General features: G+C 57.5%; 18 protein-coding genes. 6 read left to right on the forward strand and 12 right to left on the reverse strand.

Going from position 1 to position 15,212, the window contains the following annotated elements; genetic code table 11:
* The 4 genes from HA41_RS09465 to dolP form a co-directional block, all read left to right on the forward strand.
* On the forward strand, positions 1-1,030 hold a 1,030-nt coding region (locus tag HA41_RS09465), incomplete at its 5' end, for a penicillin-binding protein activator (protein ID WP_208612754.1).
* On the forward strand, positions 988-1,383 hold the full coding sequence (locus tag HA41_RS09470; protein WP_094120569.1) for a YraN family protein: 396 nt from the start codon (positions 988-990) through the stop codon (positions 1,381-1,383). The genes HA41_RS09465 and HA41_RS09470, both read left to right, overlap by 43 nt.
* Positions 1,384-1,397: 14 nt before the next feature.
* Positions 1,398-1,985 (forward strand): DnaA initiator-associating protein DiaA, encoded by a 588-nt coding sequence (gene diaA, locus HA41_RS09475; RefSeq protein ID WP_094120570.1) that lies wholly within the window; start codon positions 1,398-1,400, stop codon positions 1,983-1,985.
* A 14-nt stretch (positions 1,986-1,999) separates the two neighbouring features.
* Positions 2,000-2,572 (forward strand): division/outer membrane stress-associated lipid-binding lipoprotein, encoded by a 573-nt coding sequence (gene dolP / locus HA41_RS09480; protein ID WP_094120571.1) that lies wholly within the window; start codon positions 2,000-2,002, stop codon positions 2,570-2,572.
* 53 nt (positions 2,573-2,625) lie between these two features.
* Here the strand turns inward: dolP and HA41_RS09485 are convergent, their stop codons facing one another.
* Entirely contained in the window at positions 2,626-3,330 is a 705-nt protein-coding gene (locus HA41_RS09485; RefSeq protein WP_094120572.1) for a pirin family protein, read from the reverse strand.
* A gap of 129 nt (positions 3,331-3,459) precedes the next feature.
* Here HA41_RS09485 and HA41_RS09490 point away from each other — a divergent pair, with 129 nt between their 5' ends.
* Positions 3,460-4,359 carry a LysR family transcriptional regulator gene (locus HA41_RS09490; protein ID WP_094120573.1) on the forward strand — a complete coding sequence of 300 codons (900 nt, stop codon included), beginning with the start codon at positions 3,460-3,462 and terminating at the stop codon, positions 4,357-4,359.
* Positions 4,360-4,406: 47 nt separating this feature from the next.
* On the opposite strand, the gene HA41_RS09495 is transcribed toward HA41_RS09490, so the two are convergent.
* From HA41_RS09495 to pmbA, 11 genes are all read right to left on the reverse strand, one after another.
* Complete coding sequence (locus HA41_RS09495; RefSeq protein WP_094120574.1) at positions 4,407-6,317, reverse strand: BglG family transcription antiterminator; 1,911 nt, start codon at positions 6,315-6,317, stop codon at positions 4,407-4,409.
* 125 nt (positions 6,318-6,442) lie between these two features.
* Positions 6,443-7,183 (reverse strand): 2-dehydro-3-deoxy-phosphogluconate aldolase, encoded by a 741-nt coding sequence (gene dagF / locus HA41_RS09500; RefSeq protein ID WP_094120575.1) that lies wholly within the window; start codon positions 7,181-7,183, stop codon positions 6,443-6,445.
* Positions 7,180-8,301: a DgaE family pyridoxal phosphate-dependent ammonia lyase gene (locus HA41_RS09505; protein WP_094120576.1), complete on the reverse strand. Its 1,122-nt coding sequence runs from the start codon at positions 8,299-8,301 to the stop codon at positions 7,180-7,182. Before HA41_RS09505 ends, dagF begins: the two co-directional genes overlap by 4 nt.
* Positions 8,285-9,415, reverse strand: coding sequence for an amidohydrolase/deacetylase family metallohydrolase (locus HA41_RS09510; protein WP_094120577.1), 1,131 nt, complete (start codon positions 9,413-9,415; stop codon positions 8,285-8,287). The genes HA41_RS09505 and HA41_RS09510 overlap by 17 nt, the downstream gene beginning before the upstream one ends.
* 43 nt (positions 9,416-9,458) lie before the next feature.
* Positions 9,459-10,100, reverse strand: coding sequence for a DUF4310 family protein (locus tag HA41_RS09515; protein WP_094120578.1), 642 nt, complete (start codon positions 10,098-10,100; stop codon positions 9,459-9,461).
* A 12-nt stretch (positions 10,101-10,112) separates the two neighbouring features.
* Positions 10,113-10,889 carry a DUF4311 domain-containing protein gene (locus HA41_RS09520; RefSeq protein ID WP_094120579.1) on the reverse strand — a complete coding sequence of 259 codons (777 nt, stop codon included), beginning with the start codon at positions 10,887-10,889 and terminating at the stop codon, positions 10,113-10,115.
* A gap of 129 nt (positions 10,890-11,018) precedes the next feature.
* Entirely contained in the window at positions 11,019-11,318 is a 300-nt protein-coding gene (locus HA41_RS09525; RefSeq protein ID WP_094120580.1) for a DUF4312 family protein, read from the reverse strand.
* Between the two features lie 2 nt (positions 11,319-11,320).
* Complete coding sequence (locus HA41_RS09530; RefSeq protein WP_009087404.1) at positions 11,321-11,677, reverse strand: SFCGS family glycine-rich protein; 357 nt, start codon at positions 11,675-11,677, stop codon at positions 11,321-11,323.
* 13 nt (positions 11,678-11,690) lie between these two features.
* Complete coding sequence (locus HA41_RS09535) at positions 11,691-12,026, reverse strand: glycine dehydrogenase (RefSeq protein ID WP_094120581.1); 336 nt, start codon at positions 12,024-12,026, stop codon at positions 11,691-11,693.
* A 295-nt stretch (positions 12,027-12,321) separates the two neighbouring features.
* Positions 12,322-12,708 carry a cytochrome b562 gene (gene cybC / locus HA41_RS09540; RefSeq protein WP_094120582.1) on the reverse strand — a complete coding sequence of 129 codons (387 nt, stop codon included), beginning with the start codon at positions 12,706-12,708 and terminating at the stop codon, positions 12,322-12,324.
* Positions 12,709-12,775: 67 nt separating this feature from the next.
* Entirely contained in the window at positions 12,776-14,116 is a 1,341-nt protein-coding gene (pmbA, locus tag HA41_RS09545) for a metalloprotease PmbA (RefSeq protein ID WP_094120583.1), read from the reverse strand.
* Positions 14,117-14,230: 114 nt separating this feature from the next.
* On the opposite strand from pmbA, the gene yjgA reads away from it, so the two are divergent.
* Complete coding sequence (gene yjgA, locus HA41_RS09550; protein WP_031376393.1) at positions 14,231-14,773, forward strand: ribosome biogenesis factor YjgA; 543 nt, start codon at positions 14,231-14,233, stop codon at positions 14,771-14,773.
* The last annotated feature ends 439 nt before the right edge of the window (positions 14,774-15,212 follow it).

Below are 15,212 nucleotides of genomic sequence, written 5' to 3' on the forward strand. Positions count from 1 at the left end.
CGCTCAGCCTGCTGCGACCCAACCCGCTGCCGCTGAGCCGGCCAGCAATGCGCAGATCAAAGTCTACGACACCAGCAGCCAGCCGATTCAGCAGGTGATGCAGCAGGCACAGCAGGATGGCGCAACCATCGTGGTCGGTCCGCTGCTGAAAAGCGATGTTGAGCAGGTCGCTAACAGCCAGACGCCACTTAATGTGCTGGCGCTTAACGAGCCGGAAAAGATCCAGAACCATCCGAATATTTGTTACTTTGCGCTTTCTCCTGAAGACGAAGCGCGCGATGCCGCGCACCATATCTGGGATCAGGGCAAGCGGCAGCCACTGCTGCTGGTACCACGTAGTGGATTGGGCGATCGCGTGACTAACGCCTTTGCGCAGGAGTGGCAGACGCTGGGCGGCAGCACCGTGCTGCAGCAGCGTTTCGGTTCTACCGCTGAGCTGAAACAGGGTATCAACAGCGGCGCGGGCATCAGTTTATCCGGCACGCCGGTGAATGCTGCGCCAGCCGAACCGCAGGGCGTCTCAATTGCGGGCGTGACCATCCCGGCCCCGCAGCAGAGCACGCCAGACGTGGCCAGCACCAGCGGCGACGGCGCGGTCGATGCCGTCTACATCGTTTCTACGCAGGGTGAGCTGCAGCTGATTAAACCGATGATCACCATGCGTACCGGCAGCCGCAGCAACCTTGCGCTCTATGCCAGTTCACGCAGTGCGCAGGCGGGAGCCGGCCCTGACTTCCGGCTGGAAATGGATGGCCTGCAGTTCAGCGATATCCCACTGCTCTCCGGCACCAATCCGGCTCTGATGCAGCAGGCGTCTAAGTCCTTTAATAATGACTATTCGCTGGTTCGCCTGTATGCGATGGGGATTGATGCCTGGACGCTGGCAAATCACTTTAACCAGATGCGTCAGTCACCGGGCTTTACGCTGGAAGGCAATACCGGCAAGCTCAGCGCCAATGCGGATTGTGTGATCAACAGGAAGTTGACATGGAACCAGTATCGCCGGGGCGAAATCGCGCCGGCCAACTAAATCGCCGTCAGATTGGTGCCGGGCATGAACAGCGTGCCCGTTGCTATCTTGAGCAGGCAGGCCTGAAATGGGAAGCCAGCAATGTCCATTGTCGCGGCGGGGAACTTGACCTGATTATGCGCGACGGGCACTGTTGGGTGTTTGTCGAAGTTCGCTACCGGCGCGATGCGCGTTACGGTGGCGCCCTCGCCAGCGTGACCCGCGAGAAACAACATAAGCTGCTGCGTGCCGCTGCTCTGTGGCTGGCACAACGCGGCGGCAGTTTTGAAACAGTGAATTGCCGTTTCGACATCATCGCCATTACCGGCAAGGCGCTCGAGTGGCTGCCGAATGCCTTTAATGCAGACGTTTAGAACCAGGTGGTCGTGTGCAGGAAAGAATTAAAGCGTGTTTTACTGAAAGTATCCAGACCCAGATTGCCGCCGCTGAGGCGCTGCCCGATGCTATTTCCCGCGCGGCAATGACGCTGGTGCAGTCGTTACTGAACGGCAATAAGATCCTGAGTTGCGGCAACGGCGCCTCCTCAGCCAATGCGCAACACTTTGCCGCCAGCATGATCAATCGTTTCGAAACCGAGCGTCCCAGCTTACCAGCGCTGGCGTTAAGCGCCGACAACGTGATGCTGACCGCGATTGGCAACGATCGCCTGCATGACGAGGTTTACGCTAAGCAGGTGCGGGCACTTGGCCAGGCGGGCGACGTGCTGCTGGCTATCTCCACCCGCGGTAATACCCGTGACATTGTTAAAGCCGTTGAGGCGGCAGTGACGCGCGATATGACTATCGTTGCGCTTACCGGGTATGATGGCGGAGAGCTTGCCGGACTGTTAGGTCCGCAGGATGTGGAAATTCGCATCCCGTCGCACCGCAGTGCCCGTATTCAGGAGATGCATATGCTGACCCTTAACTGCTTGTGCGATCTGATTGATAACACCCTGTTTCCCCACCAGGAATGACCGAAGGAGCTCCAATGAAAGCATTGAACGCTGTAGCCATTCTGTTAGCCGCATTGCTGCTACAAGGCTGTGTCGCCGTGGTTGCTGGCAGCGCCGCTGTCGCCACCAAAACAGCCACCGATCCCCGCACCGTCGGGACGCAGGTTGATGATGGCACGCTGGAATTACGCGTCTCTAACGCCTTAGCCAAAGACCAGCAAATCAAAAGCGATGCCCGCGTGATCGCCACCGCTTATCAGGGCAAAGTGCTGCTGACGGGTCAGGCCCCTTCGCAGGAGATCGCCGATCGAGCCAAACAGATCACCATGGGTGTTGATGGCGCAACCGAGGTCTATAACGAAATTCGTATCGGCCAGAAAGTGACGCTCGGGACGTCCTCTTCAGATACCTGGATTACCACCAAAATCCGTTCGCAGCTGCTGGGCAGCGATCAGGTGAAATCATCCAACGTCAAAGTCACCACCGAAAATGGCGAAGTGTTCCTGCTGGGTCTGGTGACGCCGCAGGAAGCCCAGGCGGCGGCCGATGTGGCCAGTCGGGTAAGCGGCGTGAAGCACGTGACCACAGCCTTCACCATGCTGAAGTAAACCTTCAGATAGCAAAAAGGCGGCCATGGCCGCCTTTTTTTATGGCTGAATGCTCAGACCGGAATATCAATTACTAAGGCCTGAGTCGCGGTTTTTGCGGTCAGTCTGACCAGCTGTTCTTCCTGTAAAAATGCACCATCACCACAGCCCAGCTTCTCCTGATACTCGGTCCCGGAGATCGCCTCCAGCGAGCCATGAATCGATTGCAGGTAGGCGCGGGGACCGTTTAACCGCATCACATGCTGTTCACCCGGTGCCAGCTCAACCTGATGAATCCACACCTGCTGTCGCAGCTGCAGGCTGCCGTCCGCGCCGTCTGGCGAGGCCAGCAACTGCGCGGTTTTCCCCTCCGACAGCACAATTTTCTGCATCCGTGGATTTTCCCGCTCCGGACAGGCGGTCAGCCACAGCTGCATCCGCGTCAGCGGGCGATCTTTGCTCGGGTTGATTTCGCTATAGCTGACGCCCGGCTGGGCCGAAAGCAGCAGCGCTTCCCCTTCCCTGACGATGATGTGGTTGCCCTCACTGTCGCGGTATTCCGCTTCACCCTGCAGCACGATGTTCAGCACATCGACCTGCGGATAAGTGCGCGGCTGAAAGGCGGCACCCGGTGCCAGCACTTCCTGGTTCAGGACGCGTAACGAAGCATAGCCCATCAGTTTGGGATCGAAATAGTGACCAAAAGAGAAACTGTAGCGCGCCTGCAACCAACCGAAATCGGCCTGACCACAAGCGGACGCACTGCGTGTTGTTATCATGATTTACCTCCAGCATCCGGTGGCGAGGATCGGCCACGGACTTTATACCCTTATGGTAAAAGTCTGGACGCCGGATTGTTAGCCAGTTAATCTGCCCGGCATGTTCAAATTTCCTGACAGAGAACCGGGATGGCTAAAGAGCGTGCGTTAACCCTTGAATCTTTACGTGTTATGGATGCGATTGATCGACGCGGAAGTTTTGCTGCAGCCGCTGACGAACTGGGCCGGGTGCCTTCTGCACTCAGCTACACCATGCAAAAGCTTGAAGAGGAACTGGATGTGGTGCTGTTTGACCGTTCCGGTCACCGCACCAAATTTACCAACGTGGGACGCATGCTACTGGAGCGAGGCCGGGTGCTGCTGGAAGCGGCCGATAAGCTGACCACCGATGCGGAAGCCCTGGCGCGCGGCTGGGAAACCCATCTGACCATCGTCACCGAGGCGCTGGTGCCGACCGAAGCGCTGTTTCCGCTGGTGACGCGACTGGCAGATAAAGCCAACACCCAGTTTTCGCTGGTCACTGAAGTGCTGGCTGGCGCGTGGGAGCGGCTGGAACAGGGACGGGCTGATATTGTGATCGCGCCCGATCTGCACTTCCGCGCCTCGACCGAAATCAATACCCGCAAGCTCTACACCATGATGAGCGTCTACGTTGCCAGCGCCGACCACCCGATTCATAACGAGCCAGAACCGCAGTCGGAAGTGACGCGGGTGAAATATCGCGGCATTGCGGTGGCGGACACGGCGCGTGAGCGTCCGGTGCTGACCGTACAGCTGCTGGATAAGCAACAGCGCCTGACGGTCAGCAGCATGGAAGACAAGCGCCGTGCGTTGCTGGCGGGTCTGGGCGTCGCCACCATGCCCTATTCGCTGGTTGAGCAGGATATTGCCGAAGGCCGCCTGCGGGTCGTGAGTCCGGAATACACCCGTGAAGTGGATATCATTATGGCGTGGCGTCGTGACAGCATGGGCGAAGCCAAAGCCTGGTGTCTGCGCGAGATACCGCGCTTGCTGGCGAAAAAGAGCTGACGCTGCGCTCCCCGTACCACCGGAGAGAAAATGTCGTGACTGACCAGCTATGACCGGCTGAGACAGTCGATCGCCACTGCCTTAAAGCAGGCGAAGTCGGTGCTGTCACGCAGCCGGGTCATCGCCCTTTCACGCAGAAAGGTCACGAACAGGTCGTAGATCGCCATCGCTTCTTCATATTCACTTTTGCTGATCGCCAGCAGGAAAATGACGTAAGCCGTGTCATCACCCCAGGCGATGCCGTGCGGCGCCAGCACGGTGTAAACCACGGTTTTCTTCGCCAGTAGCCCCAGCGAATGCGGCAGCGCAATCCCTTCGCCCAGCATGGTGCTGACGATCGCTTCGCGCTCCTCCACCGACGGATAAAATGCCGCATCAACATAACCTTCCGCCTCCAGCTGGTCGCAGAGTTGCCGGAACAGCGCAGACTGGGTCAGCGGCCGGTCAACAATGTGAAAATGCTGCGCATCAAAAAATTTCGCCAACATATAGGGACGGGTACGATCCACCAGCACCAGCTTACCTATCTGCTCCAGCTGGAAGCCGGTCGGGAATGGCGACATCACCACGACCGGTTTCTCTTTTTCGCTGAGCCGGGTAGTAGAGATAACAAAATCCTCATCAATCCGGCTGCGCGCCTCATATTCCCGCTGCGACAATCGGGCCGTCACCTGCAACTGCGGGTATTTGCGTAGCAGCATCGCCTCGATCATCCGTAAGGTTGAGTTACCGCTGTCGCACACCAGCAGCACCTGCGGATGACGCTGATAGCCGACATCATAGTGCCGCTCGAGTCCGACGCCGATATGCAGCACCAGAAAGCCGATCTCGTTTTCGCTGATAACGTACGGGGTATATTTCCCCCAGCTGGACACCGCCGCCAGCGTCACATCGTAGGCCATCGGATAGTGCTGTTTGATGTTGCTTAGCAGCGGATTAGGAATATGAATCTGGTAGCGCACCCGGGTGATCATGGTTTTGATATGGGTGAGCAGATCGGCGCGCAGCTGCTGGTCGTTTTGCAGATTGAAGTTGTAATGGGTGTTGATAAAACTGAGCAGATAATCGACCAGAGCGTCAGCATCATCAGCATTAATCGCGCTGGGCGCAATGGCCTGGATGCGCCGCGCGGCGATATTGACCCGCAGCCAGTTCTCTTCGGCAGGTGAGATCGGCTTGCTCACCAGCGGCCGCATCAGGGTGATCAGCTGGTGCGCCGCTTCCCGCACTTCATCACCAATTTCTTCAGCGCCGGGATCGTTGAGCGGATAGCCTTCGCTGATGCGCCGGACCGCCACCGCGCAGTAGATCCGCAGGTAGCGCTCGCCTTCATCACTGATGCGGATGTTGTGCTGAGCGAAACAGCTTTGCAGTAAGGGACGCAGCGTATCAAGCATTCCGCTGTTCAGCGCTTCAATGGTCAGCAGCGGGCTATCCGGCTGCGCCTGATCGATCTCCCACAGCAGGTCAGTCAGGCAGGTACGGATCGCCACTTCGCTGCCAAACAGCTTCATGCCGTAGTGCGGTTTGCTCTCAATCGTCAGATGATAGCGCCCCAGCCACTCCCGCACTTCGGTCATATCGTTTTGCAAGGTGGCGCGGCTGACGAACCACTCTTCCGCCAGCTCTTCCAGCTTGATGGAGTAAGCAGCTGTGAGAAACCGGGTCAGTAAATAGCGGACGCGATCCGGTGAGGTACGCGGCACGCGCAGCGGCGATGCGGTCTGTTGTTGCAGGTGCTGGAAACGCTGAGCATCCTCAACCTTCAGTTGATAGCCTGCACCACGGTTCAGAATAAACTGCGCGCCGTGCTGCGCCAGCAGCGCGTTCAGCGCGGTGATGTCGGTGCGCACGGTGCGCGTCGACACGGCAAACCGCCGCGCCAGTTCATCCTGAGGCAGCGTTTCGTTTTGCAGGGCATCAAACAGTTGCGCAAGGCGCTGATTGGGAAATCTCACGATGGTTTACCTGTTGCTGCGGTTGGAAAAAGCCGGCGTTCAGCCGTCAGCCTACGGGGATCGTGGGGCAACGTCCATTTTGCCTGACGCCCGCCATTCAACGGGCAGGCGTCAGACGAAGCTCCTCAGGCCAGCAGCTTTTTACAGATTGCCAGCAGTTGCTGCACATCTTCAATCCGGGTTTCCCCGCTGGCTTTATCGATGATCGAACTGTAGACGTGCGGGATCACTTTACTGACGCCGGCATCCAGCGCGATACGAATGATCTGTTCAACGTTATCCAGATCGATACCGCCGGTCGGCTCCAGCCAGAAATCCTGTCTGGCGCAGGCATCCGCCACCGCACGATACTCCTCCACCGTCTGCAGTCCGCCCATCGGGAAATACTTCACTGAACTGCCGCCCATGTCCTGCAGCATGGCGATGGCGGTGCTGATCGGGACGATTGCGTCATCACTTTTTGCACTACGCGGTCCGGTGGAGATTTTTACCTTGCCCGGCGTGCCGGTGGGCGAGATTAACCCGTTGACTACCGTCTGCGACTGACCCAGCAGCGCACGGCTGGTGGCGACGCCGGTAAACACCTGGTTGACATGTTGCGGTTGCAGCACGGCGGAGATCTCACTCACCATCTGCGACTGACCCGGATCGCCTGCCCCCAGGCCGACCGACAGCGCATTATCGATCAATGCGGCATATTCGCGCATATCCGCGATCGCGGCGTCATTGCTGGCGTAGTTTTTCGACAGAACGCCGACCAGCACATGCCCTTCTGCCGCCTGCCAGATGGCGCGCGCATTCTCTTTCGATCCCGCCAGTACGTTAAGGCACAGGCGATCCTGATAAAAATTGGGTGTCAGCGTCATGCGTTTTTCTCTCCGTTTAACAGCGCCTGAATATGGGCAAAAATGGTCTGTAACTGATCGGCGCTGACGCTGCGCACGTCCGCCTCAATGATCCCTTCGTTGGCTTTATAGCCACGGAAGTAGATGGCGGTCTCACCGTTTTTCAGCGCCTGTACCAGATCGCCGGTGCGCTGCCGGATCGCCGCTTCATCAAAGGCGATCTCGGCGCGGGCGATATCCCGTCCGGCGGCATCCCACACCACCCGAGCGGTGACGCCGTTCAGTTGATTGAGCTGGTCAATAAATGGCGTTATCTTTTCCACCATCTGTGCGCCGCTGATTTTCGGCTGAGTCAGATAGTTTTCAATCGCCTGCGTCAGGCCAAGAATGCCTTCTTTACCGACTTTCATCGCGCGACCAATGCCGTTAGTCTGGCGTTTCACCCATTCGACATAGTCATGACGGCCAATCACCAGTCCGCTGGTCGGGCCTTCGATCGCTTTTGCGCCGCTGTAGATCACCAGATCCGCACCCGCCTGGTAATAACATTGCAGATCTTCTTCTGCGGCCGCATCAACAATCAGCGGTACTCCGTGCTGACGTGCCACTGCCGCTGCCTGCGCTACGTCGAGGTGGCTTTTCTGCACGCAGTGATGCGATTTTATGTAGAGGATCGCGGCGGTCTGCGGGGTAATCGCCGCCGCCAGTTGCTCTGGCGAACACTCGTTGCTATAGCCCGCTTCCACCAGATGACCACCGCCCAGCGTCACCATGCTGCCGACCGGCGCGCCATAATTCACGTTATGCCCTTTCGGCACCACGATATGGTGCGGCACGTTGAGTGGCGCCGTGTGCAAATTATCCAGCAGCCAGTCGTTGTCTTTGACGATGACCGCCGCCACGCTCTGGGCGATGCCGGCTGAGGCGCAGGAGACCACCAGCGCATTCTCCACCCCAAGCAAACCGGCAATGTAGCTACCGGTCTTGTTAACCAGATCCTTCATTTCGAAATAATGATCGAGACCATATTTCACCGTATTGATTACATCACTGCTCGGGGTTGAGACCCCAAGAATCGTCATACGGCCAGAGGCGTTAATCACTGGCTTCAGGCCATACTTTTCATATACCGAGCTCATTCATTGCTCCTTCTTCAGTCGCGATCCACCGGCCAGCGACCACTGCCGCCAGCGGGACCAGATGCTGCTCACCCGCGACCTGTTCACCTTCTGAATCGATAAACGGTCGGGTCTCTTCTTTCAAGGTAAAAATGGTCAGATCGGCGTCGTAACCGACTTCAAGCCGGCCCTTGCGCGTCAGGCGCAGTCCGGCCGCCGCGTGGGCGGTGACGCAGTCAATCACCTGCGGCAGCGTCATGCCGACGCTGAAAAATTTCGACATGACGTGCGCCAGGCTGTGAACCGGTCCGGTCAGCCGATTGCGGCAATAGATGTCGGAACTGATGGTGTCGGGCAGAATGCCCTGCGCGATCGCCACGCGGGCCACCTCAAAGCTGAAACTGGCGCTGCCATGACCAACATCCAGTCTTACGCCACGGGCAATCGCCTGTTTTACCGCCGCTTTCAGTTCGCCCTGCGGCGTCAGAATACGGTTGGGTTTGCCGTTAAAGCAGTGAGTGATGATGTCGCCAGAGGTCAGCAAATCGGCAATCTGTGCCAGATCGGGCGGATTGTTACCGATGTGGACCATCAGCGGCAGGCCGCCCACCTTCTGCTGGATCGCTTTGGCTTTCACCAGCGGCTGAACACCGTTTTTACCCACTACACTGCTGCTGATACGCGCCTTAAGACCGACGATAAAATCGGGCAGTCGCGCCACCGCCTCTGCCACCGCCTCCTCGTCAATCTGCGTCATATCAGCCAGTTCGTTCTGGGTGACAATGCCGGTGCGGGCGATGTTGATCAGCGCATACACCTGGGTCTGCGCTGCGCGCGTCAGCTGATAGAAATCATCAATGTGCTGCGCGCCGGTGCTGCCGGCATCCACCACGCTGGTGACGCCCTGGCTGACACCGATGGCGTCCGCTTCATCATGATAAATCGGAGATTTCGGATAGCAGTGAACGTGGGAATCGATCCAGCCTGCGCTAAGGTAGTAGCGGCCAGCCAGATCGCGCTCGCGGCGTGCCTGACCATTTACCTCGCCGATGGCGGCGATTTTGCCGTCCAGCAAGGCAATATCCACTACCTGCTCATCACTGAGGCGCGCACGGCGAATAATCAAATCGAACATGGGGACTCCTTAACGGCGGCCCGTTGCCAGGCCGCCGGTGACATCAGAGCGCGATGGGGAAAATCGCACCGAGGATCATCGCACCGAGGATGGCTCCGCCGGTGATCGGCTTGTTCCACAGGTAGAACAGCAATGCACCCAGCAGCGAACCGAGGCCAATCGGAATGGACGCCGCCATCGCTGACAGAATGATTAACGGCCCAAGGAAGCGGCCAGACGCGTTACCGGCGCCCATCATCACGTCAGCACCGTAGGTGGAGTCGCTCTGATTGATAGTGAATTTACGCGCCAGGATAATCAGGTAGCCAATCGCCACGCCAATCACCAGGCCGGTCGCCAGCGAGGCGGCGAAGTTTGCTACCGGGAAGACGATGCCCGCCCCCAGCAGCAGTGCCGGCACGCCCAGCCCGACGCCGGTCTGAATCGCGCCGCCGATATCCAGAATACCGACCAGCGATCCCTCAATGATGCGGGCGAACAGGAAGCTGGCACCGAATGCGGCGACTGCGCCGTAGACGCCGGTTTCCATACCCGCACGCAGCATTGAGACAAATGCCACCTCGTTGAAGGCGCCGATGCCATACAGGTAATACATATGCGTACCGGCAAACACGCCGGATGAGAGCAGGCCAACAAAGATCGGGAATGACCAGTCGGCGTACCAGAAGCCTTTATTTTCGTTCATCAGCATCGCCTCTTATTTGCCACTGACTGAGTTGTGGATCATATCGAGCCAGCCAGGGATACCGAGCTGAAATGACTGCAACAGCTTCATGTCGAAACCGCGGAAGAAGCCACTGAGGACGAACAGCAATACAATGGCGGTCATCATCACTTTGGTGACCCTGTTCCAGCCGCTCTCTTCCACGCCTTTGCCGATCAAAATACCCAGTACCAGCCCCGGTACGGCGTTGCCCATGATCAGCTGCGCCAGACCGCCAAAAATGGTGGCCCAGAAGCCCGATTTGCGGCCGGCATCGATCGCTGCCAGCCAGAAGATCACCGGCATGACGGTATTGACCAGCAGGTTAGCTGCCGGTACCAGCACTTTCACTGCGGTAACCTGCAGTGCCGCCGGTACGGCTGACGCCGTAGAGTTGAGGAAAGCCACCACGAACATGCCGATGATGCCGCAGGCGATAGCCATCTTTTTCGGGTTGTGCAGCGTTTCCGCCACGTTGCGGTTTTTGACCATCAGCGCCGCGGCGCCCCAGTTTGGAATGATGCGGTGATCCACATCCTGCGTGAACGAACCGGCTGCAACAGAAGATGCCCAGGCGTTAAAGAAGAAGCCAAGACCAAAGGAGAAGTGAGAGGCTGGATCGCCTTCGCACGAGTTGAGTTCCCCCAGCGTACGAAAAGCCCCCATCCCCTGAGTGGTGGGTGCGTGAAACATCCGCGCCGCGCCGGCACCGACGCCGACTCCCACCAGCCCACCAATGATCAACGACTTAAACAAAATGATTAAAAACATGTTGTTGTACCTTTGTTGTCGTTTTTACCCGGCACGCATCAGCCGCCGTCTTGTCACAGCCTGCCCGTCGCGTAACCAGCGGCCAGCGCGTCGTCGGACAAGCGGCTTTCTGACGTGAAAGGGTTGTTTTTACGGTGTCACGGTAAACGTCACCTGTTCGGTGTCGAAAACGGTGACGCTGACGGTGATCTCCAGCTCGACGCTGTAGGTCCGCCGTTGGCGCGCCAAAAAGAAGAACAGAAATTTCTCACTTTTGACGCTCTCCTGTGCGCGCAGCACCCGCACGTCCTGGGGCTCAATGCGCAGCAGAATTTTTTGCGTCGCGCGCAGAACCTGGTTCTGTACGCGACTCAGGGCATCGGCAAAGGCTTTCGCTTTGCTGTCACCTTTCCCCTCTACCGTTACCTGCGTAACGTATTGTTCTTTCATGATCAGCTGCCGTGCTTCTTGTTCCAGGCCTGCACCAGCCGTTCGCCCAGCTCTTCTTTATCCATGAAACCGAAACCTAATACGGTGGCACCTTCGTTGATGGCGGTGACGCCTTCGTCGATGGAACGCATCCCATGTTTCGCTTTGTAGCCATATTTGTTCTGGGCGGTGATGGCGCCTGCACCACCGCTGCCGCAGAACGAAATGCCAAAGTCAGCGTTTTCTGCCTTCATTACGTCGCCGAGTTTCATGTCTGCCGCCACGCCGGGTACCACCACCGCACGTCCACCAGCTTTTTCGATGCCTGCCGCGACTTTCTGTCCTTTACCTAAACGATCGCCAATCACTACGGTTACCATATTCAATTCCTCATCAGTTATTTGATCGGGCAACTTCGATATGTACCGAGAGCAGCCATGCTTCTTCACGTGGCAGATTGCCAAACAGATCCACCACCTGCTGCGCCAGCTGCAGCGTTTCCGGCGGGATATCCTCAAACAGCTCGGCTTCCACTTCTGGCAGCGGCTCACCGCTCAGCGAACGCGACGCCATTGCCCCGACATGTGACAACAGCATCTGCTGCTGAACCGCATTCGGCTCAATACCGTGCTGCTGATAGAGGGCCGCAATCTGCGCCATCACCCTGTCAGCCAGCTGCTGCACTTTCTCCGGTGGCGCTTCATGCACCGGAATGCCGTTATTGCTCACCTTGCTACTCCTGTCAGACCGGATAATTCGCGTTGAAAATAAATTACCCCTGATAGCGCGGCCTGTGGAGACGCAACATTTCCAGCATCAAGTGGAAATCGAGGTGAAGGTTGTGCGCCAGATCGCAGACTGCACGCTTAGTGCGACTCAGCTCCCGGAATGCGTTAAATGTTTGTAATGTCAGCAGGATGCGCGCGAGCTGTGCGGTAACGTTCAGCAAGGCGAGCGGTAAAACGGTGAGTAATAAGCAGAAGTGATGATAAAAATCGCCGGTCGGGGCTGACCGGCGCTGGCGTTACCGGAATTTCTTATGGTTGGCGTTGCGGATGTCGTCGAACTTCGCGGCTTCGCGTTTCGCACCCTCCACGTTGTTGGATTTCGCCAGGGCGCTGACCACATCTATCTGCGCAATCAGCGAGTCAATACCGGCGTGAAAATCTTTAATCTGTGGGCTGTCAGCTGGCTGGCCTTCCAGCTTATCCGGCGTGCCTTGTCGTGCATCCTGTGCCGCCGTACGCATTTTGGTCAGCGCCTGCTGCATCTCCTGCGCATCGTCGGTTTTTTTGACGATCTTCAGATTGGCATTCAGCGTATCCATATCCTGCTCCAGATCGGCCGCATAAAGGCTGGCACTGGAAAACAACAGAGAAGCAGACAACATTGCAATCACATGCTTACGCATTGCTCTTTCCTTTCTTATTGTGATGAAAAAAAAGCAGCCATCAGGCTGCTTTCAGAATCCATCTTTCTTATTGTCCCGCTATCTTCATTTCGGGCAGTAATACCGAACCGCACTGAATGTTGCTGCGGGTTTCGATGTCATCACCAACGGTCACCATATTGCGCCACATCTCTTTCAGATTGCCGGCAATAGTGATTTCACTGACGGGATACTGAATTTCGCCGTTCTCAACCCAGAAACCCGCCGCGCCGCGTGAGTAGTCACCGGTGATGGCGCTGACGCCCTGTCCCATCAACTCGGTGACCACTAACCCGGTGCCCATCTGCTTCAGCAGATCGTCGAAACTGTGGCCCTGGCCAGCGATACGCCAGTTATGGATGCCACCGGCATGACCCGTGCTGGTCAGACCCAGTTTACGGGCTGAGTAGCTGGTCATTAACCAGGTTTGCAGCACGCCATCTTTAATGATGTCGCGCGCCTGGGTCCGGACGCCTTCGCTGTCGAACGGGGTTGAGGCCAGGCCTTTCAGCAGATGCGGCTGCTCATTAATCGTCAGCCACTCTGGCAGGATCTGCTGGCCCATCGAATCCAGCAGGAAGGTCGATTTACGGTAAACGCTGCTGCCGCTGATCGCCCCGACCAGATGACCGAACAGACCGGTGGCCACTTCAGCGGCGAAAATCACCGGTGCTTTCATGGTAGAGAGTTTACGCGGTGCCAGCCGCGACAGCGTACGACGTGCGCACTCCGCACCGACCCACTCCGGGCTCTGCAAATCTTCAAACGCGCGGCCAATGGTGTAGGCGTAGTCACGCTCCATGTTGCCATCCTGCCCGGCAATCACGCTGCTGGAGAGTGAATGGCGGCTGGAGCAGTAGCTCTGCAACATGCCGTGGCTGTTTCCAAACACTTTGATGCCGACGTGGCTGTTGAAGCTGCCACCTTCTGTATTGATAATGCGTTTGTCGGCCTGTAATGCTGCCTGTTCCGCCTGCGCCGCCAGTTCAATAGCGCGATCGGCGTCGATCTCCCACGGATGGTAGAGATCCAGGTCTGGCGCGTCATAAGCCAGCAGATCCGCATCCGCCGGACCGGCAAAAGGATCGGGTGAGGTATAGCGCGCAATATCGATTGCCGCCTGCACGGTGCGTTTAATCGCGTCCGGGCTGAGGTCGGTCGACGAGGCGCTGCCTTTACGATTCTGATGATAAACGGTGATGCCAAGCGCGCCGTCACTGTTAAATTCGACGTTTTCCACTTCACCGTAGCGGGTGCTGACGCCGATGCCAGTGGTTTTGCTGACCGCCACTTCCGCGCCGTCAGTGCTTGCTTTAGCCAGTTCGAGCGCCTGCGCAATCGCCTGCTCCAACACTTTTCGCTGTTCTGCAACCTGAGTAGATACGTTCATCGACCTGCCGTCTAATCTTATGTATGTATGATTTGAGTCTATCAGAGTCAGAGAACAATTTCGCAGTCACCCGATAAACTGGTAGGATTAGCCTCTTTTTTTGGGAGTCCACTAATGACCAAACAGCCCGATGAGTGGCTCGACGATGTGCCAGATAATCATGAAGAAGAAGATGAAGAGATTATCTGGGTCAGTAAGAGCGAAATAAAGCGCGACGCTGAAGAGCTGAAACGCCTGGGTGCCGAACTGGTCGATCTGGGCAAGAACGCCCTGGATAAGATCCCGCTGGATGAACGTCTGCGCGCCGAAATCGAACTCGCGCAGCGTATTAAGAAAGAGGGTCGCCGTCGCCAGTTGCAGCTGATTGGTAAAATCATGCGCAGCATGGATGTCGAGCCGATCCGCCAGGCACTGGATAAGCTGAAGAACCGCCACAACCAGCAGGTTGCGCTGTTCCACAAGCTGGAGATGTTGCGTGACCGTCTGATTGAACAGGGCGATGACGCCATGACGGATGTGATTGCCCTTTATCCTCAGGCCGATCGTCAGCAACTGCGCAGCATGATCCGTAATGCGCAGAAAGAGAAAGCGGGCAACAAGCCGCCAAAATCTGCGCGGCAGATCTTCCAGTATCTGCGCGAGCTGGCAGAAAGCTAAGCGATGCTGGGGCGGGCAGATTGCCCGCCTGCAACCCGATGCCGCTGTGCCATCACAGCAGGCGTTTACCGGCAGCGGCCGGACATCCGCTATCCTCCCCGATGACCAGCTGCAGTCCGACGCGCTTTTTCCAGGCGCAAGGAGGCACGGTCACTCTCTGCATTCTCAGGCTATGGGTGGGCAAAGGAGCAGGTCTCGCCTTTGTCGGCCAGCTTATTCAGCCGATACGTGCTTACAGGCTGTTCGCTGTCGGCCACTCAAACGATGGACTCGCACCAGGCGGCCCTCTTTTCATTTCGTTCAGCTCAGGAGAGCCTTCGCGCGCGCAGCGATACCGTTTACGCACAAGCGTGGCGTGGCGTGTGAAGCCAGATGACGCTATACAGCGCAGAGGGCGAAGTTCGGCGGGTCATAAAATGCCGGATGAAGTCAGGTTAAG

This window comes from Pantoea conspicua, from assembly GCF_002095315.1.
Lineage (GTDB): Bacteria > Pseudomonadota > Gammaproteobacteria > Enterobacterales > Enterobacteriaceae > Pantoea > Pantoea conspicua.

What these genes read in the sequence shown, in the direction of transcription:
- HA41_RS09520 (WP_094120579.1), bottom strand. Translation starts at nt 10,889, where the DNA reads ATGTTTTTAATCATTTTGTTTAAGTCGTTGATCATTGGTGGGCTGGTG.
- dolP (WP_094120571.1), top strand. Translation starts at nt 2,000, where the DNA reads ATGAAAGCATTGAACGCTGTAGCCATTCTGTTAGCCGCATTGCTGCTA.
- dagF (WP_094120575.1), bottom strand. Translation starts at nt 7,183, where the DNA reads ATGACGCTGACACCCAATTTTTATCAGGATCGCCTGTGCCTTAACGTA.
- HA41_RS09515 (WP_094120578.1), bottom strand. Translation starts at nt 10,100, where the DNA reads ATGAACGAAAATAAAGGCTTCTGGTACGCCGACTGGTCATTCCCGATC.
- HA41_RS09530 (WP_009087404.1), bottom strand. Translation starts at nt 11,677, where the DNA reads ATGGTAACCGTAGTGATTGGCGATCGTTTAGGTAAAGGACAGAAAGTC.
- HA41_RS09525 (WP_094120580.1), bottom strand. Translation starts at nt 11,318, where the DNA reads ATGAAAGAACAATACGTTACGCAGGTAACGGTAGAGGGGAAAGGTGAC.
- HA41_RS09510 (WP_094120577.1), bottom strand. Translation starts at nt 9,415, where the DNA reads ATGTTCGATTTGATTATTCGCCGTGCGCGCCTCAGTGATGAGCAGGTA.
- pmbA (WP_094120583.1), bottom strand. Translation starts at nt 14,116, where the DNA reads ATGAACGTATCTACTCAGGTTGCAGAACAGCGAAAAGTGTTGGAGCAG.
- HA41_RS09490 (WP_094120573.1), top strand. Translation starts at nt 3,460, where the DNA reads ATGGCTAAAGAGCGTGCGTTAACCCTTGAATCTTTACGTGTTATGGAT.
- HA41_RS09485 (WP_094120572.1), bottom strand. Translation starts at nt 3,330, where the DNA reads ATGATAACAACACGCAGTGCGTCCGCTTGTGGTCAGGCCGATTTCGGT.
- HA41_RS09470 (WP_094120569.1), top strand. Translation starts at nt 988, where the DNA reads ATGGAACCAGTATCGCCGGGGCGAAATCGCGCCGGCCAACTAAATCGC.
- HA41_RS09505 (WP_094120576.1), bottom strand. Translation starts at nt 8,301, where the DNA reads ATGAGCTCGGTATATGAAAAGTATGGCCTGAAGCCAGTGATTAACGCC.
- cybC (WP_094120582.1), bottom strand. Translation starts at nt 12,708, where the DNA reads ATGCGTAAGCATGTGATTGCAATGTTGTCTGCTTCTCTGTTGTTTTCC.
- yjgA (WP_031376393.1), top strand. Translation starts at nt 14,231, where the DNA reads ATGACCAAACAGCCCGATGAGTGGCTCGACGATGTGCCAGATAATCAT.